The 22,896-nt window shown below is 59.7% G+C and carries 22 protein-coding genes and 4 tRNA genes; 13 read left to right on the top strand and 13 right to left on the bottom strand.

The features are described 5' to 3' along the window. A complete protein-coding gene (locus tag CFII68_RS10380; RefSeq protein ID WP_018609270.1) occupies positions 1 to 291 on the top strand; it encodes a DUF2845 domain-containing protein in 291 nt (96 codons plus the stop codon). Between the two features lie 326 nt (positions 292 to 617). Here the strand turns inward: CFII68_RS10380 and CFII68_RS10385 are convergent, their stop codons facing one another. Beyond that, positions 618 to 971, bottom strand: coding sequence for a BON domain-containing protein (locus CFII68_RS10385; RefSeq protein ID WP_003205664.1), 354 nt, complete (start codon positions 969 to 971; stop codon positions 618 to 620). 267 nt (positions 972 to 1,238) lie between these two features. Then, positions 1,239 to 1,646 carry a pilin gene (locus CFII68_RS10390; protein ID WP_018609267.1) on the bottom strand — a complete coding sequence of 136 codons (408 nt, stop codon included), beginning with the start codon at positions 1,644 to 1,646 and terminating at the stop codon, positions 1,239 to 1,241. Positions 1,647 to 1,870: 224 nt separating this feature from the next. On the opposite strand from CFII68_RS10390, the gene pilB reads away from it, so the two are divergent. Genes pilB through yacG form a run of 5 tightly spaced genes read left to right on the top strand, consistent with a single transcriptional unit; the run spans position 1,871 to position 6,488 of the window. Beyond that, the gene (pilB, locus tag CFII68_RS10395; RefSeq protein WP_018609265.1) at positions 1,871 to 3,571 is read left to right on the top strand and encodes a type IV-A pilus assembly ATPase PilB; all 1,701 of its coding nucleotides are present in this window, start codon (positions 1,871 to 1,873) and stop codon (positions 3,569 to 3,571) included. 2 nt (positions 3,572 to 3,573) lie between these two features. Further along, on the top strand, positions 3,574 to 4,791 hold the full coding sequence (locus CFII68_RS10400; RefSeq protein WP_018609262.1) for a type II secretion system F family protein: 1,218 nt from the start codon (positions 3,574 to 3,576) through the stop codon (positions 4,789 to 4,791). 1 nt (position 4,792) lies between these two features. Then, positions 4,793 to 5,662, top strand: a complete 870-nt coding sequence (locus CFII68_RS10405) for an A24 family peptidase (RefSeq protein ID WP_018609261.1) — start codon at positions 4,793 to 4,795, stop codon at positions 5,660 to 5,662. After that, entirely contained in the window at positions 5,662 to 6,285 is a 624-nt protein-coding gene (gene coaE / locus CFII68_RS10410; protein WP_033062721.1) for a dephospho-CoA kinase, read from the top strand. Before CFII68_RS10405 ends, coaE begins: the two co-directional genes overlap by 1 nt. Then, a complete protein-coding gene (yacG, locus tag CFII68_RS10415) occupies positions 6,282 to 6,488 on the top strand; it encodes a DNA gyrase inhibitor YacG (protein WP_018609255.1) in 207 nt (68 codons plus the stop codon). Before coaE ends, yacG begins: the two co-directional genes overlap by 4 nt. On the opposite strand, the gene CFII68_RS0126080 is transcribed toward yacG, so the two are convergent. The 3 genes from CFII68_RS0126080 to CFII68_RS10425 form a co-directional block, all read right to left on the bottom strand. After that, on the bottom strand, positions 6,485 to 6,700 hold the full coding sequence (locus CFII68_RS0126080) for a hypothetical protein (protein ID WP_013694234.1): 216 nt from the start codon (positions 6,698 to 6,700) through the stop codon (positions 6,485 to 6,487). The two genes, yacG and CFII68_RS0126080, sit on opposite strands and share 4 nt — an antisense overlap. 63 nt (positions 6,701 to 6,763) lie before the next feature. Next, the gene (locus tag CFII68_RS10420; protein ID WP_018609251.1) at positions 6,764 to 7,450 is read right to left on the bottom strand and encodes an energy-coupling factor ABC transporter permease; all 687 of its coding nucleotides are present in this window, start codon (positions 7,448 to 7,450) and stop codon (positions 6,764 to 6,766) included. 41 nt (positions 7,451 to 7,491) lie between these two features. Beyond that, positions 7,492 to 7,902, bottom strand: a complete 411-nt coding sequence (locus CFII68_RS10425; protein ID WP_003205679.1) for a tautomerase family protein — start codon at positions 7,900 to 7,902, stop codon at positions 7,492 to 7,494. Between the two features lie 151 nt (positions 7,903 to 8,053). Between CFII68_RS10425 and CFII68_RS10430 the strand changes: the two genes are divergently transcribed. The 5 genes from CFII68_RS10430 to CFII68_RS10450 all read left to right on the top strand — a co-directional run bounded on the left by CFII68_RS10430 (position 8,054) and on the right by CFII68_RS10450 (position 12,546). Continuing rightward, a complete protein-coding gene (locus CFII68_RS10430; protein WP_018609248.1) occupies positions 8,054 to 8,953 on the top strand; it encodes a LysR substrate-binding domain-containing protein in 900 nt (299 codons plus the stop codon). Between the two features lie 857 nt (positions 8,954 to 9,810). Further along, positions 9,811 to 10,437, top strand: coding sequence for a DUF1780 domain-containing protein (locus CFII68_RS10435; RefSeq protein WP_003205682.1), 627 nt, complete (start codon positions 9,811 to 9,813; stop codon positions 10,435 to 10,437). Then, complete coding sequence (locus CFII68_RS10440; protein ID WP_018609245.1) at positions 10,434 to 10,961, top strand: MOSC domain-containing protein; 528 nt, start codon at positions 10,434 to 10,436, stop codon at positions 10,959 to 10,961. Before CFII68_RS10435 ends, CFII68_RS10440 begins: the two co-directional genes overlap by 4 nt. 52 nt (positions 10,962 to 11,013) lie before the next feature. Next, a complete protein-coding gene (locus CFII68_RS10445) occupies positions 11,014 to 11,187 on the top strand; it encodes a DUF3094 domain-containing protein (RefSeq protein ID WP_003185543.1) in 174 nt (57 codons plus the stop codon). A gap of 60 nt (positions 11,188 to 11,247) precedes the next feature. Further along, positions 11,248 to 12,546: an NAD(P)/FAD-dependent oxidoreductase gene (locus tag CFII68_RS10450; protein ID WP_018609242.1), complete on the top strand. Its 1,299-nt coding sequence runs from the start codon at positions 11,248 to 11,250 to the stop codon at positions 12,544 to 12,546. 139 nt (positions 12,547 to 12,685) lie between these two features. On the opposite strand, the gene CFII68_RS10455 is transcribed toward CFII68_RS10450, so the two are convergent. From CFII68_RS10455 to clpS, 7 genes are all read right to left on the bottom strand, one after another. Next, a complete protein-coding gene (locus tag CFII68_RS10455; protein WP_018609240.1) occupies positions 12,686 to 14,311 on the bottom strand; it encodes a methyl-accepting chemotaxis protein in 1,626 nt (541 codons plus the stop codon). Positions 14,312 to 14,458: 147 nt separating this feature from the next. Continuing rightward, a tRNA-Pro gene (locus tag CFII68_RS10460) sits at positions 14,459 to 14,535 on the bottom strand. A 93-nt stretch (positions 14,536 to 14,628) separates the two neighbouring features. After that, positions 14,629 to 14,704 (bottom strand) — tRNA-Lys (locus CFII68_RS10465). 5 nt (positions 14,705 to 14,709) lie between these two features. Then, a tRNA-Pro gene (locus CFII68_RS10470) sits at positions 14,710 to 14,786 on the bottom strand. A gap of 7 nt (positions 14,787 to 14,793) precedes the next feature. Then, positions 14,794 to 14,869: transfer RNA gene (locus CFII68_RS10475), tRNA-Asn, on the bottom strand. A gap of 457 nt (positions 14,870 to 15,326) precedes the next feature. Next, positions 15,327 to 17,930, bottom strand: a complete 2,604-nt coding sequence (locus tag CFII68_RS10480) for an AAA family ATPase (RefSeq protein ID WP_018609238.1) — start codon at positions 17,928 to 17,930, stop codon at positions 15,327 to 15,329. A gap of 29 nt (positions 17,931 to 17,959) precedes the next feature. Beyond that, positions 17,960 to 18,322, bottom strand: a complete 363-nt coding sequence (gene clpS / locus CFII68_RS10485) for an ATP-dependent Clp protease adapter ClpS (RefSeq protein ID WP_003180089.1) — start codon at positions 18,320 to 18,322, stop codon at positions 17,960 to 17,962. A gap of 226 nt (positions 18,323 to 18,548) precedes the next feature. Between clpS and CFII68_RS10490 the strand changes: the two genes are divergently transcribed. Continuing rightward, complete coding sequence (locus CFII68_RS10490; protein WP_018609236.1) at positions 18,549 to 18,818, top strand: cold shock domain-containing protein; 270 nt, start codon at positions 18,549 to 18,551, stop codon at positions 18,816 to 18,818. Between the two features lie 77 nt (positions 18,819 to 18,895). Here the strand turns inward: CFII68_RS10490 and icd are convergent, their stop codons facing one another. Further along, positions 18,896 to 20,152 (bottom strand): NADP-dependent isocitrate dehydrogenase, encoded by a 1,257-nt coding sequence (gene icd / locus CFII68_RS10495; protein WP_018609234.1) that lies wholly within the window; start codon positions 20,150 to 20,152, stop codon positions 18,896 to 18,898. Between the two features lie 482 nt (positions 20,153 to 20,634). Between icd and CFII68_RS10505 the strand changes: the two genes are divergently transcribed. Continuing rightward, complete coding sequence (locus tag CFII68_RS10505; RefSeq protein WP_018609229.1) at positions 20,635 to 22,860, top strand: NADP-dependent isocitrate dehydrogenase; 2,226 nt, start codon at positions 20,635 to 20,637, stop codon at positions 22,858 to 22,860. The last annotated feature ends 36 nt before the right edge of the window (positions 22,861 to 22,896 follow it).

Raw genomic sequence — 22,896 nt, 5'->3', positions numbered from 1 at the left:
ATGAAACCCTGGTTCGGGCTCTGTCTATTGCTAGCCGCCGGCCAAGCCGCGGCTGCCGATACGCTGCGCTGCGGCAGCCAGTTGATCAGCGTCGGCGACCGCTCGAGCGAAGTGCTGCAAAAGTGCGGTCAGCCAGCGGCGCGGGATGACCTGGGCTACAAGCGCAGTGTCAATCGCCGGGAGGAATACCCGGTGGAAGAATGGACCTACGGCCCCAACAGCGGCATGTATCAGTACCTGCGTTTCGAGGGTAATCGGCTGGTGCAGATCACCAGCAAGCGGGGGCGGTGACCGGGCCACTACACAACTAGCTGGCATGTGTGTTGATTGTGCCGCCGCCTTCGCGAGCAAGCCCGCTCCCACAGTGGATCGCATTCTTCCTGAAGAAACTCGGTCCACTGTGGGAGCGGGCTTGCTCGCGAAAAGGGCAACTCGACTCTCCAGACTGCCCCAGCTACTTTTTGCACCCCAGAATAGAACAGGCCCCCGGCACGAATGCCGGGGGCCTGTAATGGCCACGTCCGTGTGGCCTTTCGCATGAACTCCAAAGCGACGGCAAACGTATATCCTGGCCCGCTTGCCGCGCCTTCTCCCAGTCCAGGCGAGAAGTCTTGGCCTTACTCGGCTTTCAGGCCGTCAGCCGATACGGCCTTGACGCCTTTGATTTTCTTGGCAATTGCCACAGCGGTGTCTTTTTGTGCATCAGTGACTTTGGTCATCGAAGACAGGGACACAACACCTTTGTTGGTTTCGACTTTGATATCTGTGCCTGGAATGCCTTTTTCAGTGACCAGATCAGCTTTGACCTTGGTGGTGATCCAGGTATCGGAAACGTCTTCCTTGGCCTCTGTCACTTCGCCTGCAGCCAGCATCATTGGCGCCTGAGTTGCTTGAGTGGTCTCGGCGAATGCGCTAGCCATGGTCAGGGTCAGAGCGGTAGCAGCGGCGGCAGTGATAGCGAACTTCTTCATACGAGTAACTCCTGTTTTTCTCAAAAACTGCCGGAGGTGCATCCCGGCAGGGTTATCAGGAGTAGTGCGAAGGTTGTGCCAGTTTTAAGAAACTAATTAATTCTTTATAAATCAATCAGTTAAGCGAAACGGTGAAATTCAGAATCATGCAAATTGCATGAGCCTCCCATTTTCAACATGCAACATGCCGATCCTGCCTTGCCGCTAAGCCGATAAATCAAGAACGGTTTGCACGGCGAGGGAGCGGCCCCCCTCGCCGCGCGAGTATCAGGTGCCAGGGCAAGCGGTCGGCAGGTATTCCTTGGCTGCGGTGGATGCGCATGTCCAGGCGCCGTCGACATCACGGCTGAGGGTGATCGTCTTACCTGCTACGGAGGCAGGGGCGTTCAGGAGGGTACAAACGATGGTGCCTGCCGTCGTAGCCGTACCTGTTACCGAAACTGTGCAGTTGCTGGTTGTGGTCGGGGCGTTCATGAGGGCCAACGTTGGAGTAACGCCCTGATTCATCTGATCCTCGTACGCCACCTTCAGCGCCGAGATTTCCCCCAGCCCGGCGGTAGCCTTCGCCCGCGCTTGGTACCTGGAATATTGCGGCAACGCAAACGTCGCCAGAATGCCGATGATCGCCACGACGATCAGCAGTTCGATCAGCGTAAAACCCTTCTGCTTACTCATAGATATCTCCGTAGCATGAGTCGAAATCTCATGACCTGAAATGGCCTTTGCAGGGCACATGCCAACCCTCAAGCCTCATCAATAAAGGGGGTTGAACCCGCACAATGGCAACGTCCTACCTCAACAACCGCACTATCTGACGTTTTTTGTCACCCTGCCCCGCTGGTTTGGCGCCAAGCCTTGACTAGGCTATAAGTCATGAATTGTTCGCCGCCGGGATTCCCATGAATGACATCGCCCTCAGCGGCCTGACCAAGCAATTGGTGTTGGCCGAACTGCTCACCGAGCAAAGTGCGCAACAGGCGTATCAACAGGCCCAACGCAGCCGCATCCCCCTGGTCAGCTACCTGGTGCAGAACAAACTGGTCCAGAGCCGCCAGGTCGCGGAGATTGCTTCGGAGCATTTTGGCGTTGCCCTGCTGGACCTCAACAGCCTCGACAAGGAAACCCAACCCACCGGCCTGGTCAGCGAGAAACTGGTGCGCCAGCACCACGCCCTACCGCTGTGGCGGCGTGGCAACAAGCTGTATGTAGGTATCTCCGACCCCACCAATCATCAGGCCATCAACGACATCCAATTCAGCACCGGCCTGACCACCGAAGCCATCCTGGTGGAGGACGACAAGCTCAGCGACGCCATCGAAAAGTTTTTCGAGTCCAGCAGCACCGGCCTGGAAGGCATGGGCGATGTCGACCTCGACGGCCTGGACATCGAATCGATCGACGACACCAGGCAGGACTCCATCGCCGGCCAGGACACCGACGATGCGCCCGTGGTGCGCTTCGTCAACAAGATGCTGCTGGACGCAATCAAGGGTGGCTCTTCCGACTTGCACTTCGAGCCCTATGAAAAGATCTACCGGGTGCGGGTGCGCACCGACGGCATGCTGCGAGAAGTGGCCAGGCCGCCGATCCAACTGGCCAGCCGTATCGCCGCACGCCTGAAAGTCATGGCCAGCCTGGATATTTCCGAGCGGCGCAAACCCCAGGACGGGCGCCTGAAAATGCGCCTGTCGAAAACCAAGTCCATCGATTTCCGGGTCAACACCCTGCCCACGCTCTGGGGCGAAAAAGTGGTGATCCGGATCCTCGACCCGTCCAGCGCACAAATGGGCATCGATGCCCTGGGCTACGAACCGGACCAGAAAGACCTGTACATGGCCGCCCTCAAGCAACCGCAAGGGCTGATCCTGGTGACCGGCCCGACCGGCTCGGGCAAGACCGTGTCGCTGTACACCGGGCTGAATATCCTCAACACCGTGGACATCAACATTTCCACCGCCGAAGACCCGGTGGAAATCAACATGGAAGGCATCAACCAGGTCAACGTGAATCCGCGTCAGGGGCTGGATTTCGCCCAGGCCCTGCGCTCGTTCCTGCGCCAGGACCCGGACGTGATCATGGTCGGCGAGATCCGCGACCTGGAAACCGCCGAGATCGCCATCAAGGCCGCCCAGACCGGGCACCTGGTGCTCTCCACCCTGCACACCAACAGCGCCGCCGAAACCCTGATCCGCCTGCAAAATATGGGCATTCCAGGGTTCAACATCGCCACCGCAGTGCACCTGATCATTGCCCAACGGCTGGCGCGCAAGCTGTGCAACCACTGCAAGAGAGCCATCGAGATTCCCGAAGAAACCCTGCTCAAGGAAGGTTTCAGCCGGGAACGCATCGGCACATTCACGATCTATGAGCCGGTCGGTTGCGAACAGTGCAACCAGGGTTACAAAGGGCGCGTGGGGGTTTACGAAGTGGTCAAGAACACGCCCGAGCTGCAACGGTTGATCATGGCCGAGGGCAACTCGCTGGAAATCGATCTGCAGATGCGCAAGGACGGCTTCAATGACCTGCGCACGTCGGGGCTGCTCAAAGTGATGCAGGGCGTCACCAGCCTCGAAGAAATCAACCGGGTCACCAAGGATTAAGCATGGCGGTCAAGGCAGTAAAAACCGACGTCTATACGTGGGAAGGCAAAGACCGCAAAGGCGTGAAAATGACCGGCGAGCTGACGGGTCAGAGCCCGGCCCTGGTCAAGGCACAGCTGCGCAAACAAGGCATCAACCCGCAGAAGGTGCGCAAGAAATCCACCTCGATATTCAGCAAGGGCAAGCGCATCAAGCCGCTGGATATCGCCCTCTTCACCCGCCAGATGGCCACGATGCTCAAGGCTGGCGTACCGCTGCTGCAAGCGTTCGACATCATCGGCGAAGGCTTCGACAACGCCAACATGCGCAAGCTGGTGGACCAGGTGAAGCAGGAAGTTGCCGCTGGCAACAGCTTCGCCGCCTCGCTGCGCAAATGCCCACAGTATTTCGACGACCTGTACTGCAACCTCGTCGACGCCGGTGAACAGGCCGGCGCCCTGGACACACTGCTGGACCGGGTCGCGACCTACAAGGAAAAGAGCGAAGCCCTCAAGGCCAAGATCAAGAAAGCCATGACCTACCCGACGGCGGTGATACTCGTCGCAGCGGTGGTCACCGGCATCCTGCTGGTCAAGGTGGTGCCACAGTTCGAATCGGTATTCTCCGGGTTCGGTGCGCAGCTGCCGGCCTTCACGGTGATGGTCATCGGCCTGTCGGAGTTCATGCAGGAATGGTGGTGGATGCTGCTTGGCGGCTTGGCGGGGGCTTTTTTCGGGGTGAAATATGCCCTCAAGCGTTCCCAGGCGTTTCGTGACTGGCGAGACACATGGCTGCTCAAGCTCCCGTTGATAGGTACCTTGATGTACAAGTCTGCGGTGGCTCGCTATGCCCGCACGCTCTCGACGACATTCGCCGCTGGCGTGCCGCTGGTCGAAGCCCTCGACTCGGTATCGGGTGCCACCGGCAACGTGGTATTCAAGCGTGCCGTGCAGCGCATCCGCCAGGACGTCTCGACCGGCATGCAGTTGAATTTTTCCATGCGCGCCTCAGGGATCTTTCCGAACCTGGCGATCCAGATGACCGCCATCGGCGAGGAATCCGGCGCGCTGGACGACATGCTCGACAAAGTGGCGAGCTTTTATGAGGCCGAGGTGGACAATCTGGTGGACAACCTCACCAGCCTGATGGAACCCTTCATCATGGTGGTCCTGGGGGTGGTCGTCGGTGGCCTGGTGGTTGCCATGTACTTGCCCATCTTTCAACTCGGCTCTGCGATCTGACATGCCCCTGAGCGAATTCTTCGTGCTGTACCCCCTGGCTTTCGTGCTCGTTGCGGCATTGCTCGGCCTGATCATCGGCAGTTTCCTCAACGTGCTGGTGTGGCGCCTGCCGAAGATGCTCAACCGCGAATGGCGCCTGCAAGCCCACGACCTGCTGGGCCTGCCGGCCGAAACCCCGGGCCCGGTCTACAACCTGATGCTGCCCCACTCCCAGTGCCCGCACTGCGGCCATCGCATCCGCGCCTGGGAAAACATCCCCCTGCTCAGCTACCTGATGCTGCGCGGTCGCTGCTCAAGCTGCGCCGCGCCCATCGGTAGGCGTTACCCCCTGACCGAAGTGGCCTGCGGCGCGTTATCGGCGTTCGTCGCCTGGCATTTCGGCTTTGGCTGGCACGCCGCGATGGTGATGGTGTTGACCTGGGGCCTGCTGGGCATGAGCCTGATAGACGCCGAGCATCAATTACTGCCCGATACCCTGGTGCTGCCGTTGTTGTGGCTGGGCTTGATCATCAACAGCTTCGGACTCTTCGTGCCCTTGAACCAGGCGATGTGGGGCGCCGTGGCCGGCTATCTGGCGCTGTGGTCGGTGTTCTGGGTGTTCAAGCTGATCACCGGCAAGGAAGGCATGGGCTACGGGGATTTCAAGCTACTGGCGATGCTCGGCGCCTGGGGTGGCTGGCAGATCCTGCCGCTGACGCTGCTGCTGTCGTCGCTGGTGGGTGCCGTTGTCGGGGTGATTGTGCTGCGCTTGCGTGATGCTCCCGGGTCGACGCAGATCCCCTTTGGACCTTATCTGGCCATTGCCGGCTGGATTGCCTTGCTCTGGGGTGGTCAAATAACCGACTTCTATTGGCAGTCTGTCGGTTTTTAATGAATACCTCAGTGAAAAAACCCTGGATTCTCGGCCTGACCGGTGGCATCGGCAGCGGCAAGAGCGCAGCGGCCCAGCATTTCATCGACCTGGGCGTGCACGTCATCGACGCCGATCATGCGGCGCGCTGGGTGGTCGAACCCGGGCGCCCGGCGCTGGCGAAAATCGCCGAGCATTTCGGCCCCGGCGTATTGCAGGCCGACGGCGCCCTGGACCGGGCGGCGCTGCGCAAGCTGATCTTCGAGAATGCCGATGAACGCCGCTGGCTCGAGGCGCTGCTGCATCCGCTGATCGCCGAGGAAATCGCCCATCATCTGGCCCAGGCACAATCGTCCTACGCGATTCTGGTATCGCCACTGCTGATCGAGTCAGGGCAGTACACCATGACCCAGCGGATCCTGGTGATCGATGCGCCGGAACAACTGCAGATCGAACGGACGTTGCAGCGCGACCAGACCAGCGAACAGCAGGTCCAGGCGATTCTCAAGGCCCAGTCCAGCCGCCAGGATCGCCTGGGCCATGCCGACGACGTGGTGGTCAATGATCGCGACCTCGCCTGGCTGCACAGCGAGGTCGAGCGCCTGCATCACTTTTACCTTACTTTGCGTGGAGGCCAATCATGAGCCAGACCCCAACCGTTGATTGCCCAACCTGCGGCGCCCCTGTGGAATGGAGCCCGGAGAGCACATTCCGGCCGTTCTGTTCTGATCGCTGCAAACTGATCGACCTCGGCGCCTGGGCGTCGGAAGAACACAAGATTCCGGTCAGCCCCGACGCCGAGGACGAGCTGTTCAGCGAAGACTTCGAGCCTCGCTCACATCATTAAGGCCGCATGAAACCGTAGTCCTGTTCATCGTCGAGGTTTTCCGCCAGGAAACTCAACTCATCGGCCAGGTCTTCAGGGCTGCGCACTGTCTTGCTCTGTTGCACGATCGCACTGAGCAAGGCACGCAGGCTCAAGCCCGGGTCAAAACCGATCTCCATCGCGGCATCGTGACTACGCCTGATCTCTTGTCTCGCCCACTCATAAACACTCATGGTTGTGCTCCTGGAAATTTTCCAAAGCATGAAGGGCGTGTGGTGGTGCAGCCTTGACGTGAATCAAGGCTTGTCATCATCGTTCCACGGAGCCGACAGGTAGCGCGTGCGGTTGAAGGTCTCCAGCCATTCGGGACTGAACACCACCAACGCACTGATCACCATGCCGTTGATGAAGGCCTCGGGGAAGATGATCAGCCAGAGGTAGCCGACAAAATCTTCCAGCCAGTAAGGCATGGCGAATATACCGTCGTACCACAGCAGGCCAAGTCCCAGCAGCAGGCACGCCAACGCCGAAAGCGCGGCGGCGAGAAACCCCGAGCAGAAGATATACACAAACAGATTGCGCGGCTGGGCGCGCTCCACCAGGATCGCGCAACATTCGGTGATCAACACCGGCAACAGGATCAGCAGCGCACCGTTGATCCCTACCGCCGCCATGTCCTGACGGCCCAGCAGCACCAGCGCGAGCTGCGCGCACAGGCCACCGAGGATCGCCAACGGCCAGTCCAGCAACAGCGTCACGGCAGTCATGCCGATGAAGTGATACGAAACGCCGGTATCGAAATCCCGGCGCACCAGCCACAGCATGAACAACGCCAGCACCGTGCCGAACAACAGATGCTGGCGACGGCTGTCGGTGAACAGCTCGACCCACGGCGCCCGCACCACGGCCCAGACCAACACCGGCACATACATCAGCCAGCCGGCCGCCAGGGTCTGCGGTGAAAGCAGTTCGGCACCGATCATGGGCTACTCCTGCGAGAACTTGAACGCCGTCCGCGCGCTACTTAAGTAGCGACACTTCCTGGCTGTTGTACCAAGGCCATTGCAAACTTGCCAAAGCCTACCGACCAATCCGAATAGTCATTCTCGTGCATGAAGATGAAAACGTCTTGCGGACGAACCTGGGCTTGAACCCCGAGATTGTCCGCGATTTTTTTGTAGAGCTCGCGCTTCATCGCATCACTGCGGCCCCTGCGCATCGTAATCTCAATCACGATCAAATGGTCTGAACGAGCCACACCGTTAAAAGTGCGGCTGTAGAAAAACTGTTCAGGGTCGTAGTCCGTGACCAGGTTGAACAATTCATCCTCGGGCATACCAATGCTCTCGACCAGCGCTTGGTGTATGCCATCGACGATGCGCTGACGTTGTTGTTGGCTGGTGCCCTTGATGACGGCGGTACGAACGAATGGCATGTGAGGTGCTCTCAATTTTATAGGGAATGCCCCTCAATCCTGGCGACCCGGAACAGTCGGCAAACACTGCAGGAACTGGGGAATTCTGCAAAATCCGCGCGATACCTGATATCGATTTATGCGCTCTATGTAATTGAGTTAAAGTCACTTTATGAAACGTCGCCTCCCCCCATTGAATGCACTGCATACCTTCGAGGCCGCTGCCCGACTGGGCAAAATGATCGCGGCCGCCGAGGAGCTGTCTGTCACGCCTGGCGCTGTGAGTCGCCAGGTACGCCAGCTGGAGCTGAGCCTTGGCGTGGACCTGTTCGAAGGCCCAAAAAACAAACCTCAGCTCACCGTAGCCGCAAGAGAACTGCTGCCGGAACTGACGGCCGCACTGGATCAGATCGAGGCTGCGGTGAGCAGGGTCCGAGACACGGCGACAGGCACCTTGGACGTGTCCTGCTTCAGCACCTTTACGGTCAAGTGGCTGATACCGCGTCTTTTCGACTTCAATACGACTTACCCAGAGATCAAGATTCGCCTGAGCTCACCGGTTCACGGGACCGATCCGGGCCGGGATCGCTATGACGTGATGATCACGGCTGAACAGGGCATCGTGGGCGAACAGAAAAACACCGTCCGGCTGTTTCCTGAACGATTGGGCGCCGTGTTGTCGCCCACCTTGTCCGCGCGAATTCAATTGACCGACTTGGGCTCGATTTTCCGCCATCCCCTCCTGCATACCAAAACCCGTCCGGATGCCTGGGCAAATTGGGGGGATGCGATTGGACACCAGGCCACTGCGCCGGCCGGGCTGGAATACGAGCATTATTACTTTACGTTGGAGGCGGCGATTGCCGGCCTGGGGATTTGTGTCGCACCGTGGCACTTGGTGGCTGACGACATTCGCCTGGGTCGTCTGGTGGCGCCGTTCGGGTTTCGCCCGAGCCGCTACGTCTATGTCGCTAAGCGCAGCGCGCAGCAGAGCAAGAAACTGGATCTGTTTTGCGCTTGGTTGGCGTGTCAGGCTGAACAGGATGATCTATTGGGCCCTGCCTGGGGGTAATGCTGTTCACTTGAGCGCTTATCGGAATTTTATCTTCCATTCCTAGGGCTGTTTCAGGGTGGTGCGTATATCCATTTCTTCGGTAACGGCTACTTAGGGTTGCGCCCTGACGGCGGGTCACTTTCGAAAAGCCCGGAAGCCGGCCCAGTCGAAAGTAACCAAAGCGCTTCTGCCCCACCACTCGGTGCCTCGCCCAGGCTCGGCATGCCTGAACGAAGGCATTGCTCCGTGGGCCGCCGCGAAGGGCTATCCATGGCCCAGCGCGGCTAACCCGGTCGTACATCCGTTAGCTCTGTGGGAGCAAAGCTTGCTCGCGATAGCGGTCTGTCAGGCAACATCAATGTTGAATGCGCCGACGTCTTCGCGAGCAAGCCCGCTCCCACAGGTTTTGCGGTATGCATGAGTTTTGTGTCTGCTGAAGATTCAGTGTGGGAGCGAGCCTGCTCGCGATAGCGGTCTGTCAGGCAACATCAATGTTGAATGCGCCGACGTCTTCGCGAGCAAGCCCGCTCCCACAGGTTTTGCGGTATGCATGAGTTTTGTGTCTGCTGAAGATTCAGTGTGGGAGCGAGCCTGCTCGCGATAGCGGTCTGTCAGGCAACATCAATGTTGAATGCGCCGACGTCTTCGCGAGCAAGCCCGCTCCCACAGGTTTTGCGGTATGCATGAGTTTTGTGTCTGCTGAAGATTCAGTGTGGGAGCGAGCCTGCTCGCGATAGCGGTGGTGCAGATGCATGGAGGCTTGGCCCCTTGCTTTAGGCTCTAAGTGAGCAGCATTACCCGGCCCGGGCGGAAATTTGCCCCTTCACTGCACGCTTTATTTTTTTTGATCACATTTGAACGCTAAGCTTGGGCTCATGGATGACTCCGATTACTTACGCCTGCTGACCATCGCGGCCGAGCAAGCCAACGCCTTTCTCTCCAATGCCCGCAAATGGGAGCGTGAGCGTTGGGTCTGCCAGCGCCTGCTGCAGGGGCTGAACGTGCCTTACCGCGCCGACGAGTTCGCGCCGGCCGGCGAGCCGCCGGACGTGTTGTTTCGCGATGCCAACTTCGAGGTGTTTTTCGTGCTCGACGAGGGCCGGCGCCTCAATGACGAATGGCGCGATGAACTGCAACGCCGTCGCAGCGCCTTTTCCCTGAGCCAACTGGTGCGTCGCGAGGCCAAACCGCGGCGGATCCCGGCCAATGAGTTCCTGATGCGGCTGGCCCCGACCTTGCGCAAGAAAGCCCATAACTACACCGAGCGCGGCATGGACTTGGGCGACCTCGACATCATCGCCTTCGCCAGCCTCAAGCGCGAAGTGCTGGACCTCAACAGTCACTTCCCACCGCCGACCGAATACCTGCGCCAGGGCTGGCGCTCGCTGTCACTGGTAGGGCCGACGTTCGCCCGGGTGCTGTTCGCCCACCCTGACGCGCCGGACTTCCTGCGCAGCAACCTGGGTCGCAGCATTGTTTTCGATGTCGGGATCAGCCTGTGAGCCCACTGCAGGAACTGATTGCCGCTGTGCCCCAGCAAGGCCGCGTACGCTGGATTGGCGTAAGACCTCAGGGCCATGCACCGATGATCGAACTGGACGCCGTGGAGGCCCGCCTGGAGGCTGGGCTGACCGGCGATCATGCCCGTCCCGGCGTGCGCAATACGCGGCAAGTGACGCTGATCCAATGGGAGCACCTGGCCGTGATCGCCTCGCTGATGGGCCGTCCCGAGGACCGGCCCGTGCTGCCACAGGAGCTGCGACGCAATATTGTGGTCAGCGGCATCAATCTGTTCAGCCTCAAGGGCCGGCGCTTTCGCATTGGCCAAGCCATTTTTGAAACCACCGGCTGGTGCCAGCCGTGTGCCCGATTGGAGCGAAACCTCGGCGAAGGTACGTTCCAGGCGGTACGCGGCCATGGCGGAATCACCGCCCGGGTGTTAAAAAGTGGAATCATTCGCCTGGACGACAGCCTGATCGTCGAACCCGTTCCGGCGAGCGGCTACTCTGCTTTCAATGCCGGCTAGCCGGACGCTGTAACGTCTTCACATTCCGCAACGTCTACCTGACGAGGCCTTTATGACCAGTCGCCTGAACCCAGATGACCAGAAGCATGTCGAAGAGTACCTGCAACTGTCCCAGCACCGAGTCGAGCGCCGGCCTTTCCGGCCGTGGATGCTCCTGGTGGTGGTACTGGCCGTGACCATCGGCCTGGGCCTGTTGAGCCGACTGATCAGTTACCTGACGCTATGAGCCGCTTGATGCTCGCGCAGGTAACGGCACTGATTTCCTTTAGCCTTGCGAGATATCCCCATGACTCATCGTATTGTCATCGTTGGCGGCGGCGCCGGCGGTCTGGAGTTGGCTACCCGTCTGGGTAAGACTCTGGGCAAGCGCGGCACGGCCAGTGTGATGCTGGTCGACGCGAATCTGACCCACATCTGGAAACCGCTGCTGCACGAAGTGGCCGCCGGCTCCTTGAACTCCTCCGAAGACGAACTCAACTATGTCGCCCAGGCAAAATGGAACCACTTCGAGTTCCAGCTGGGGCGCATGAGCGGCCTGGATCGCGAGCGCAAGAGAATCCAACTGGCCGCCACCTATGACGAGGCCGGCGTCGAGCTGTTGCCAGCCCGGGAACTGGGCTACGACAGCCTGGTGATTGCCGTCGGCAGCACCACCAATGACTTCGGCACCGAAGGCGCGGCGCAGCACTGCCTGTTCCTCGACACCCGCAAACAGGCGGAGCGCTTCCATCAGCAATTGCTGCACCACTATCTGCGCGCCCACGCCGGGCAAACCGATATCGTCGAGCGCATCAGCGTCGCCATTGTCGGCGCCGGTGCGACCGGGGTCGAACTGGCCGCCGAGCTGCACAATGCCGCCCACGAACTGCACGCCTACGGCCTGGACCGGATCAAACCGGAGAACATGCACATCACCCTGATAGAGGCGGGCCCAAGGGTCTTGCCGGCACTGCCGGAGCGTATCGGCGGCCCGGTGCACAAGACCCTGGAAAAACTCGGCGTCAACGTCATGACCAACGCCGCCGTCAGCCAGGTGACCGCCGACAGCCTCATTACCGCGGACGGCAAAGTGATCGACGCGAGCCTGAAAGTCTGGGCCGCCGGGATTCGCGCACCGGACTTCCTCAAGGACATCGACGGACTGGAGACCAACCGGATCAACCAGTTGCAGGTGCTGCCTACGTTGCAGACAAGCCGCGACGAGAACATCTTTGCCTTCGGCGACTGCGCCGCCTGCCCGCAACCCGGCAGCGAGCGCAACGTCCCGCCCCGCGCCCAGGCCGCGCACCAGCAGGCCTCGCTGCTGGCCAAATCCTTGAAGCTGCGGATCGAAGGCAAGGCCCTGCCCGAATACAAATACACCGACTACGGTTCGCTGATCTCGCTGTCGCGGTTCTCGGCGGTGGGCAACCTGATGGGCAACCTGACCGGCAGCGTGATGCTCGAAGGCTGGCTGGCGCGGATGTTCTACGTGTCGTTGTACCGCATGCACCAGATGGCGCTGTACGGCATGTTCCGCACGGCCATGCTGATGCTGGGCAGCAAGATCGGGCGCGGGACCGAGCCTCGGCTGAAGTTGCACTGAGGCCTTACTGACGATCGTTCCCACGCTCTGCGTGGGAATGCAGCCCGGGACGCTCCGCGTCCTTTGTGACGCAGAGCGTCACTGGATTCACTCCCACGCAGAGCGTGGGAGCGATCATCCCTTCATGTCCCTTCAATAATCAAACCTGAAACCGCTGCACCATCGTGCGCAGCGAATTCGCCAGCTGCGACAACTCATGGCTGGATGCACTGGTCTGGTCCGCGCCAGACGCCGAGCGCACCGACAAATCACGAATGTTCACCAGGTTGCGATCCACCTCGCGGGCCACTTGTGCCTGCTCTTCGGCGGCGCTGGCGATCACCAGGTTGCGTTCGTGGATTTCATTGACCGACGCCGTGATGGTCTGCAACGCGTCCCCCGCCCGCTCAGCCATGGCCAGGGTACTGGCGGCGCGACTGGAGCTGGCCTGCATGGAGTCGAGTGCCTGGGTGGCACCGCTGCGCATGCCTTGGACCATTTGCTCGATTTCCTGGGTCGATTGCTGTGTGCGATAAGCCAGCGCCCGCACTTCATCGGCCACCACCGCAAACCCACGTCCGCTCTCACCCGCCCGGGCCGCTTCGATGGCCGCGTTAAGGGCCAGCAGGTTGGTCTGCTCGGCGATGGCGCGGATCACGTCCAGCACCTTGCCGATATCCTGCGATTGGTTGGCCAGGGATTGCACCAGGCCACCGGTCACCTGCACATCGCTGGCGAGGGCGCCGATGGCGTCGACCGTATCGCTGACCCGCTGCTGCCCAAGGGACGCCGACTCACTGGACTGACGCGTGGCATCGGAGGTGGAGACCGCATTGCGCGCAACCTCCTCCACGGCAGTGGTCATTTCGGTGACGGCCGTGGCGGCCTGTTCAATTTCGTTGTTCTGCTGTTGCAGGCTGTGGGTGCTGTCGAGCGTGACCGCGTTCAGTTCATCGGCCGCGGTGGCCAACTGCGCGGCCGAGCCGCTGATGCCCTGCAACGTCTCACGCAGATTCTGTTGCATGGCCGCCAATGCCTTGAGCAAGCGGCTCACTTCGTCGTTGCCATGGGTCTCGATTGGCCGGGTCAGGTCACCCCGGGCGACGTTCTCCGCAGCGTTGAGCGCCTCACCCAAGGGCTTGACGATACTGCGCGTGAGCAGCATGGCCAGGGCCACCGTGGCCAGGGCAGCGAGCACAACGAACAGGCTGACGATCATGCGGGAATTGGCGTAGTGCTCCTGGGACTTCTGGCTCTCGATGGACACCTGCTTGGAGAATAGCTCCGCCAGGTCGTTGAGCTGCTTGCCGGAACCGTCCACCACGGTCTTCATGTCCACCAGCAGCAGCTTGATCAACTCGTCCCGCCGCCCTTGTTCGGCCAGGGTGAAGGATTGGGCGATACCCGTACGGTAAGCGGCAAAGGTTTGCTTGAACTGGTCGTAGAGGGCCTTGCCTTCAGGCGTCACAACGAGCTTTTCGTAGGCCGCGATTTTTTCGCTCAGCTCCTTGTCACGCGTGTCCATCTGCCCGCGATACACCACAACGTTCTTCGGGTCCTGGTCCAAGGCCATGCGCAGGGAAATGGTGCGGATCCGCAGCATCCACTCGCGGATCTCATCACCGCCGCGAATGCTCGGCAGCCACTGGGTTTCCACCGCGACTTCACTGTCACGAATACTCGACATCTGCCCCAGCGCGAACACCCCGAGCAATGCCACCAGCACGGCGATCAAGGCAAAACCCAACGCGGCACGTGGGGCGATATTCAACTGACGAAGAACCATAGGGAATGCCTTTTTTTATTGTTGGCCTGAAGTGGGGCCAGGCCCCTGTCGGCGGGTTATCGGCAGGTTGTACGATGTCTTAAGTCCTACCCACTTTATCGCAGGCAAAAAAAATCCCCGTATCTTTCGATACGAGGATTTTTAATATGGTCGGGGTAAGGGGATTCGAACTCCTGACATCCTGCTCCCAAAGCAGGCGCGCTACCGGACTGCGCTATACCCCGGTAAAAAAAAGGCGACCTTTGCAAGTCGCCTTCTCGATCAGGGCTTTTGGCCTCTGATCTTAAGATTCGATTCCAGCGAACTGGTTTCAAAAATGGTGGGTCGTGTGGGATTCGAACCTACGACCAATTGGTTAAAAGCCAACTGCTCTACCAACTGAGCTAACGACCCAAAGATGGTCGGGGTAAGGGGATTCGAACTCCTGACATCCTGCTCCCAAAGCAGGCGCGCTACCGGACTGCGCTATACCCCGATTGAAATGGCTCCGTGACCAGGACTCGAACCTGGGACCCAATGATTAACAGTCATTTGCTCTACCGACTGAGCTATCACGGAACTGATATTTCAAGTTGCAACATTGAAGCTAGCTTCAACCTCTTCTACCCTTACGCATCGCTGCGTTCGTGTGTCTGAGGCGCGCTATTCTACAATCTTAAAAACCTCTGTCAACCCCTTAAATTGCTTTCAAGACAATGATTTGCAACTTATTTTGGATTCCTTCTCAGCGAGAAGTAACCCTTGGGGTGACGTACTGCGGGGCGCACTTTACAAGCCTTTTCCTTTGAGTTCAACGGCCTGATGAAAAAAATGGCCTCGCAAAGCAAACACGCCCTGTGGCAAGCGATGGACTGTGCAGGAGCTGCCGAAGGCTGCGATCTTTTGATCTTTCGCTTGAGACTCAAGTGTCTGGGGAAAGATCGCAGCCTCGTTGCACTCGACAGCTCCTACATAGCTCCTACAGCACCCTCCAGCGAGAGCAAGTTCCCTCGCCACAAAAGCCCTGTCAATCGACTCAGTCAAAGACGATTTCGTCGTTCTCCACTGTACCGGTCACGGTTTCGCCCGGCATGAAACGACCCGACAGGATCAACTGCGCCAGCGGGTTTTCGATCCAGCGCTGGATCGCCCGCTTCAGCGGCCGTGCGCCATAGACCGGGTCGTAACCCACCGCAATCAGCTTGTCCAACGCCTCGTCGCTCAACTGCAGTTTCAGCTCACGTTCGGTGAGGCGACTGCGCAGGCGACCCAACTGGATCTCGGTAATGCCGGCAATCTGATCACGGGCCAACGGCTCGAAGATCACCACTTCGTCGACCCGGTTGATGAACTCCGGCCGGAAGTGCGTAGAGATCGCGTCCATCACCGCCGCGCGCTGCGCCTCGCGGTCGCCCACCAGTTCCTGGATCTGCGTCGAGCCCAGGTTGGAGGTCATCACGATCACCGTGTTGCGGAAGTCCACCGTGCGCCCGTGGCTATCCGTCAGGCGACCATCCTCCAGCACTTGCAGCAGGATGTTGAACACATCCGGGTGCGCCTTCTCGACTTCATCGAGCAGGATCACCGAGTACGGCTTGCGACGCACGGCCTCGGTGAGGTAACCGCCCTCTTCATAACCGACATAACCCGGTGGCGCACCGATCAGCCGTGCCACGGAATGTTTCTCCATGAACTCGGACATGTCGATGCGCACCATGGCCTCTTCGGTGTCGAAGAGAAACTCGGCCAGCGCCTTGCACAGCTCGGTTTTACCGACCCCGGTCGGGCCGAGGAACATGAACGAGCCGCTCGGCCGGTTCGGGTCCGACAGCCCGGCACGGGAACGACGCACGGCGTTGGACACCGCCACCACTGCCTCTTCCTGGCCGATCACACGCTGGTGCAGCAGACTTTCCATCTTCAGTAGCTTGTCGCGCTCGCCTTCGAGCATTTTCGAGACCGGAATGCCAGTCCACTTGGAGACCACTTCGGCAATCTCTTCCTCAGTGACCTTGCTGCGCAGCAACTGGTTTTCGCTCTTGCCATGCTGGTCGACCATTTGCAGGCTGCGCTCCAGGTCCGGGATCACCCCGTACTGCAGCTCGGCCATGCGGTTGAGGTCGCCTTTACGACGGGCCGCCTCCAGTTCCTGACGGGACTGTTCGATCTTCTGCTGGATCTGTGCGGAACCCTGGACTTCGGCTTTCTCCGAGTTCCAGATTTCCTCGAGGTCGGAATACTCACGCTCGTGACGAACGATCTCTTCCTGCAACCTTTCCAGACGTTTCTTCGCCGCTTCGTCGCTTTCTTTCTTCAGGGCCTGGGACTCGACCTTGAGTTGAATCAGGCGCCGCTCCAACCGATCCAGCACTTCGGGCTTGGAGTCGATTTCCATGCGAATGCGGCTGGCCGCCTCGTCGATGACGTCGATGGCCTTGTCCGGCATGTGCCGGTCGTTGATGTAGCGCGAGGCCAGCTCAGCCGCCGCGCGCAGGGCTTCATCGCTGTACTCGATGTTGTGGTGCAGCTCGAAACGCCCTTTCAGGCCGCGCAGGATACCAATGGTGTCTTCCACCGAAGGCTCCGACACATCGACCTTCTGGAAACGCCGGGCCAAGGCACGGTCTTTCTCGAAGATCCCGCGGAACTCCTGGAACGTGGTCGAGCCGATGCAACGGATATCACCCGACGACAGCAACGGCTTGAGCAGGTTCGACGCATCCATGACCCCACCCGACGCTGCACCGGCACCAATAATGGTGTGGATTTCGTCGATGAACAGGATGATCTGCCCTTCCTGCTTGGACAGCTCATTGAGCAACGCCTTGAAGCGTTTCTCGAAATCGCCGCGGTACTTGGTACCGGCCAGCAAGGCACCCAGGTCGAGGGAATACACCACGCTGTTGGCCAGCAGGTCCGGCACCTGGTTGTCGACGATGCGCTTGGCCAGGCCTTCGGCGATTGCGGTCTTGCCCACACCCGCCTCGCCCACCAGCAATGGGTTGTTCTTGCGACGCCGAGCCAGGATCTGGGCAACACGCTCGACTTCCGCTTCGCGCCCGACCAGCGGGTCAATGCGGCCCTGGCGTGCCAGTTCGTTCAGGTTGCTGGCATAGGCATCCAATGGGTTGCCTGAAGAAGAAGACTCACCGCCCTCGTCGTCCTGCATATCCTGCTCACCCTCGGAATGATCGCCATGCCCCGGCACCTTGGAGATGCCATGGGCGATGTAGTTGACGACATCGATACGCGCAACGCTCTGCTGCTTGAGCAGGAACACCGCCTGGCTTTCCTGCTCGCTGAAGATGGCAACCAGCACGTTGGCGCCGGTGACTTCACGTTTGCCCGAGCTCTGTACATGGAAGACAGCACGCTGCAGGACACGCTGGAAGCCCAGGGTTGGCTGGGTTTCGCGATCCTCGTCATGCACGGGGATCAGTGGCGTGGTGGAGTCGATGAACTCCTGCAGATCATGCTTGAGTTTGTCGAGGTTCGCGCCGCAGGCACGCAAAACGGTGGCGGCAGCCTCGTTATCCAATAGGGCCAGCAGCAGGTGTTCGACGGTCATGAATTCATGACGCTTCGAACGAGCCTCCTTGAAGGCAAGATTGAGGGTGACTTCGAGCTCGCGGTTTAACATAGCTTCACCTCATACCCAAGTGGTCGGCGTTAACCGTCCTTCTCGATTTCACAGAGTAGCGGATGCTGGCTTTCCCGGGCGTACTGGTTGACCTGCATGGCCTTAGTCTCGGCGATGTCGCGGGTAAACACTCCACATACTGCCCGTCCCTCTGTATGGACGGCCAGCATGACCTTGGTCGCCAGCTCCCGATTCAGGTTAAAAAACACCTCGAGCACTTCGACGACGAAATCCATCGGTGTGTAGTCATCGTTGAACAAAACCACCTTGTACATCGGTGGCGCCTGTAATGCGGGCTTTGCTTCCTGAACAGCAATGCCTGCGGAATCGTCGTCGTGTAGATCCGGGCGATCCTGATTGAATGTTAGTCGAATCTGGCTGACTGCATGCATGGAAAGAAAGGTTCGTTTAGTTGGCGAATACAGTGATGGGGGCGCTTGTGGGTGATTTCAACCACGACCACCCGGCCACCTTGACTATCGGCAAAACGGTGTTACAACCAATAGAGCCCATCGTGGGTTAAAAAGGTCCGTGGAATCTATCCTTACTTCAAGATTAGCCTGCGGATGGACTGGATGATACTCCAGTGATGGAGTGCGTTGCAGAGGGAAATGGCTTATGTCGGTCGTCAAGATGAATGGCAAGGTGAAATGGTTCAACAATGCCAAGGGCTACGGTTTCATTATCGCGGCCGGCAGGGACGATGAAGACCTTTTCGCCCATTACTCGGCCATCAACATGGAAGGCTATAAAACCCTGAAGGCCGGACAGCCTGTGACGTTCGACGTCATCCAGGGACCCAAGGGCCTGCACGCGGTCAACATCAGGCTTGTCACCGCCGAAGATGTGCCCGCTCCTGTCAATGTCAGGGTCACCGAGACTCATTGACCGACCGCCGCACCGGACAAATGAAAATGCCCGACTCGATCACTCGAGCCGGGCATTCGCGCTGAGCGCCGATTCGCTTACATGTGCGAGATCAGGGCGTCACCGAAGCCCGAGGACGACACCAGCTTGGCGCCCTCCATCAGACGTTCGAAGTCATAGGTCACGGTCTTGGCCGAAATCGCGCCGTTGGTGCCCTTGATGATCAGGTCGGCCGCTTCGGTCCAACCCATGTGACGCAGCATCATTTCCGCCGACAGGATCAGCGAGCCCGGGTTGACCTGGTCCTTGCCGGCATACTTGGGCGCGGTACCGTGAGTGGCTTCGAACATTGCCACGGTGTCGGACAGGTTGGCGCCCGGCGCAATACCGATACCGCCCACTTCCGCCGCCAGGGCGTCGGACAGGTAGTCACCGTTCAGGTTCAGGGTGGCGATCACGTCATATTCAGCCGGACGCAGCAGGATCTGCTGCAACATCGCATCGGCGATGGCGTCCTTGACGACGACATTCTTGCCGGTCTTCGGGTTCTTGAACTGCATCCACGGCCCGCCGTCGAGCAGGGTCGCGCCGAACTCCTCGGCTGCCACTTCGTAGGCCCATTCCTTGAAGGCACCTTCGGTGAACTTCATGATGTTGCCTTTATGCACGATGGTCAGCGAATCGCGGTCGTTGTCGACAACATATTGCAAGGCCTTGCGAGCCAGGCGCTGGGTGCCCTGCTTGGAAACCGGCTTGACGCCGATGCCGCAATCCTCGTCGAAACGGATCTTGGTCACGCCCATTTCTTCTTTCAGGAACTTGATGACCTTGGTGGCTTCGGCCGAACCGGCCTTCCACTCGATGCCAGCGTAGATGTCCTCGGAGTTCTCGCGGAAGATCGTCATGTCCACGTCGCCAGGCTTCTTGACCGGGCTTGGCACGCCTTCGAACCAGCGCACCGGACGCAGGCACACGTACAGGTCGAGCTGCTGGCGCAGGGCCACGTTCAGCGAACGGATACCACCGCCCACCGGCGTGGTCAGTGGGCCCTTGATGGAAACCACGTAATCCTTGACCGCGTCCAGGGTTTCCTGGGGCAGCCAGGTGTCCTGATCGTAGACTTGAGTCGCTTTCTCACCGGCATAGACTTCCATCCAGGAAATCTTGCGCTTGCCGCCATAGGCCTTCTGAACCGCAGCGTCCACAACCTTGATCATGACCGGACTGATATCGACGCCAATGCCGTCGCCTTCGATGAAGGGGATGATCGGGTTGTCGGGAACATTAAGAGAATGGTCTGCATTGACGGTGATTTTGTCACCGACGGCTGGAACCTGAATCTTTTGATACCCCATGCTGAACTCCATTGCTTGGATTGAACATCTGGCTGCGTTCGAGCGTACCCCACTTGAATCGGCGCGCAAACCCTACGTTAGGCTCATCCGGGGTAAAGCGTTGCAGTTCGCGGTGTACAACCCTGAAAACCAAGGGAAAAGCGCCAAACATGAGCATAGTCCGCGCCTTGGGTACTGCGACGTTTAGACCAATGGACGTGTACGGAAGTCTATGAACCATCGGCAGATTGCCAGCTACCTATGTATAATGCCGCCGCTGACCACAGGGTCACACTGGCTGAGCGCTCTATCACAGGACTTTCCGTCAGTTTAAAAGCCGGACCGTTACCGCGGCCCAACCGCTTGACGCTCGACTGATGCACCCAACATCACCGCGAAGAAACCTCGACATTCGGTTCACGGATGACTTTGAACGAACGCGCTTACCCGGCGCCCCTCGAGTTTCTGCGCATGCTTTAGCAAAGAAGAGAGTTAATCCGAATATGCCCACCCGCTCGAAGATCATCTATACCTTCACCGACGAAGCGCCCGCCCTCGCCACCTATTCGCTGCTGCCGATCGTCGAAGCCTTTACCGCTTCGGCCGATATCGCCGTGGAAACCCGCGATATCTCCCTCGCAGGGCGCATCCTGGCCAGCTTCCCCGAGCAACTGGGTGACAAAGCCGTAGCCGACCACCTCGCCGAACTGGGCGACCTGGCCGTTACGCCTGAAGCCAACATCATCAAGCTGCCGAACATCAGCGCCTCGGTGCCGCAACTGCAGGCCGCGATCAAGGAATTGCAGGCCCAGGGCTACGCACTGCCGGACTACCCGGAAACCGTGAGCAGCGACGCCGAGAAAGACGCCCGCGCCCGCTACGACAAGATCAAGGGCAGCGCCGTGAACCCGGTCCTGCGCGAAGGCAACTCCGATCGTCGCGCGCCGCTGTCGGTCAAGAACTACGCCCGCAAGCACCCGCACAAAATGGGCGCCTGGGCAGCCGACTCCAAGTCCCACGTGGCCCACATGAGCACCGGCGATTTCTACGGCAGCGAAAAAGCCGCCCTGATCGACGCCGCCGGCAGCGTGAAAATCGAGCTGATCGCCCAGGACGGCACTGCCACTGTCCTGAAGGAAAAAACCACCGTACAAGCCGGTGAGATCCTCGACTGCGCCGTGATGAGCAAAAACGCCCTGCGTGACTTCATCGCCGCTGAAATCGAAGACGCCAAGCAAAAAGGCGTCCTGCTGTCGGTTCACCTCAAGGCCACCATGATGAAGGTCTCCGACCCGATCATGTTCGGCCAGATCGTTGCCGAGTTCTATAAAGACGCCCTGGCCAAGCACGCACAAGTGCTGGAGCAGATCGGCTTCAACCTGAACAACGGCATCGGCGACCTGTACGCCCGCATCAAGGCCCTGCCGGCCGAGCAGCAGGCGCAGATCGAAGCCGACATCCAGGCGGTCTACGCAGCGCGCCCATCCCTGGCGATGGTCAACTCCGACAAAGGCATCACCAACCTGCACGTGCCGAGCGACGTCATCGTCGACGCCTCGATGCCAGCCATGATCCGTGACTCCGGCAAGATGTGGGGCACCGACGGCCAGCTGCACGACACCAAGGCCGTGATCCCGGATCGCTGCTACGCCACCATCTACCAGGCGGTGATCGAAGACTGCAAGCAACACGGCGCCTTCGACCCAACCACCATGGGCAGCGTGCCGAACGTTGGCCTGATGGCCAAGAAAGCCGAAGAGTACGGCTCCCACGACAAGACCTTCCAGATCAAGGTCGACGGCGTGGTCCGTGTTTCGGACAGCAACGGCCGCACCCTGCTGGAGCAGAGCGTCGAAGCTGGCGACATCTTCCGCATGTGCCAGACCAAAGACGCGCCGATCCAGGACTGGGTCAAACTGGCCGTCAACCGCGCCCGCGCCAGCAGCACCCCGGCGATCTTCTGGCTGGACCCGATGCGCGCCCATGACGGCGTCGTGATCGAGAAAGTCCAGACTTACCTGAAGGACTACGACACTGCCGGCCTGGACATCCGCATCATGTCGCCGGTCGACGCGATGAAGTTCACCCTGGCCCGCACCCGCGAAGGCAAGGACACCATCTCGGTGACCGGCAACGTACTGCGCGACTACCTGACCGACCTGTTCCCGATCATGGAACTGGGCACCAGCGCCAAGATGCTGTCGATCGTGCCGCTGATGAACGGCGGTGGCCTGTTCGAAACCGGCGCTGGCGGCTCGGCCCCCAAGCACGTGCAGCAGTTGCTGGAAGAAAACTTCCTGCGCTGGGATTCCCTGGGCGAGTTCCTGGCCCTGGCCGCGTCCCTCGAGCACCTGGGCGTGACCTACAACAACCCGAAAGCACTGGTGCTGGCCAAGACCCTGGACCAGGCTACCGGTGAGTTCCTGGACCGCAACAAGTCGCCTTCGCGCAAGGTCGGCGGCATCGACAACCGCGGCAGCCACTTCTACCTGACCCTGTTCTGGGCCCAGGCACTGGCCGCCCAGGACGACGACGCAGCCCTCAAGGCCCAGTTCGCTTCCCTGGCCAAGACATTGACCGACAACGAAGAAAAAATCGTTGCCGAACTCAATGCCGTCCAAGGCAAGCCCGTGGACATCGGCGGCTACTACTTCGCCAACCCGGAGCTGACCAGCAAGGCCATGCGCCCGAGCAACACCTTCAACGCGGCGATTGCTGCGCTGGTGTAAGGTTGTAGGCAGTACCACAAACCCCGGCCTAGTGCC

This window comes from Pseudomonas sp. CFII68 (genome assembly GCF_000416195.1).
In the GTDB taxonomy this organism is placed as follows: Bacteria; Pseudomonadota; Gammaproteobacteria; order Pseudomonadales; family Pseudomonadaceae; genus Aquipseudomonas; species Aquipseudomonas kilonensis.
This window is presented reverse-complemented; position numbering and strand designations above follow the sequence as displayed.

Coding starts and splice junctions, on each gene's coding strand:
- CFII68_RS10380 (WP_018609270.1), top strand. CDS start 1: ATGAAACCCTGGTTCGGGCTCTGTCTATTGCTAGCCGCCGGCCAAGCC.
- CFII68_RS10385 (WP_003205664.1), bottom strand. CDS start 971: ATGAAGAAGTTCGCTATCACTGCCGCCGCTGCTACCGCTCTGACCCTG.
- CFII68_RS10390 (WP_018609267.1), bottom strand. CDS start 1,646: ATGAGTAAGCAGAAGGGTTTTACGCTGATCGAACTGCTGATCGTCGTG.
- pilB (WP_018609265.1), top strand. CDS start 1,871: ATGAATGACATCGCCCTCAGCGGCCTGACCAAGCAATTGGTGTTGGCC.
- CFII68_RS10400 (WP_018609262.1), top strand. CDS start 3,574: ATGGCGGTCAAGGCAGTAAAAACCGACGTCTATACGTGGGAAGGCAAA.
- CFII68_RS10405 (WP_018609261.1), top strand. CDS start 4,793: ATGCCCCTGAGCGAATTCTTCGTGCTGTACCCCCTGGCTTTCGTGCTC.
- coaE (WP_033062721.1), top strand. CDS start 5,662: ATGAATACCTCAGTGAAAAAACCCTGGATTCTCGGCCTGACCGGTGGC.
- yacG (WP_018609255.1), top strand. CDS start 6,282: ATGAGCCAGACCCCAACCGTTGATTGCCCAACCTGCGGCGCCCCTGTG.
- CFII68_RS0126080 (WP_013694234.1), bottom strand. CDS start 6,700: ATGAGTGTTTATGAGTGGGCGAGACAAGAGATCAGGCGTAGTCACGAT.
- CFII68_RS10420 (WP_018609251.1), bottom strand. CDS start 7,450: ATGATCGGTGCCGAACTGCTTTCACCGCAGACCCTGGCGGCCGGCTGG.
- CFII68_RS10425 (WP_003205679.1), bottom strand. CDS start 7,902: ATGCCATTCGTTCGTACCGCCGTCATCAAGGGCACCAGCCAACAACAA.
- CFII68_RS10430 (WP_018609248.1), top strand. CDS start 8,054: ATGAAACGTCGCCTCCCCCCATTGAATGCACTGCATACCTTCGAGGCC.
- CFII68_RS10435 (WP_003205682.1), top strand. CDS start 9,811: ATGGATGACTCCGATTACTTACGCCTGCTGACCATCGCGGCCGAGCAA.
- CFII68_RS10445 (WP_003185543.1), top strand. CDS start 11,014: ATGACCAGTCGCCTGAACCCAGATGACCAGAAGCATGTCGAAGAGTAC.
- CFII68_RS10450 (WP_018609242.1), top strand. CDS start 11,248: ATGACTCATCGTATTGTCATCGTTGGCGGCGGCGCCGGCGGTCTGGAG.
- CFII68_RS10455 (WP_018609240.1), bottom strand. CDS start 14,311: ATGGTTCTTCGTCAGTTGAATATCGCCCCACGTGCCGCGTTGGGTTTT.
- CFII68_RS10480 (WP_018609238.1), bottom strand. CDS start 17,930: ATGTTAAACCGCGAGCTCGAAGTCACCCTCAATCTTGCCTTCAAGGAG.
- clpS (WP_003180089.1), bottom strand. CDS start 18,322: ATGCATGCAGTCAGCCAGATTCGACTAACATTCAATCAGGATCGCCCG.
- CFII68_RS10490 (WP_018609236.1), top strand. CDS start 18,549: ATGTCGGTCGTCAAGATGAATGGCAAGGTGAAATGGTTCAACAATGCC.
- icd (WP_018609234.1), bottom strand. CDS start 20,152: ATGGGGTATCAAAAGATTCAGGTTCCAGCCGTCGGTGACAAAATCACC.
- CFII68_RS10505 (WP_018609229.1), top strand. CDS start 20,635: ATGCCCACCCGCTCGAAGATCATCTATACCTTCACCGACGAAGCGCCC.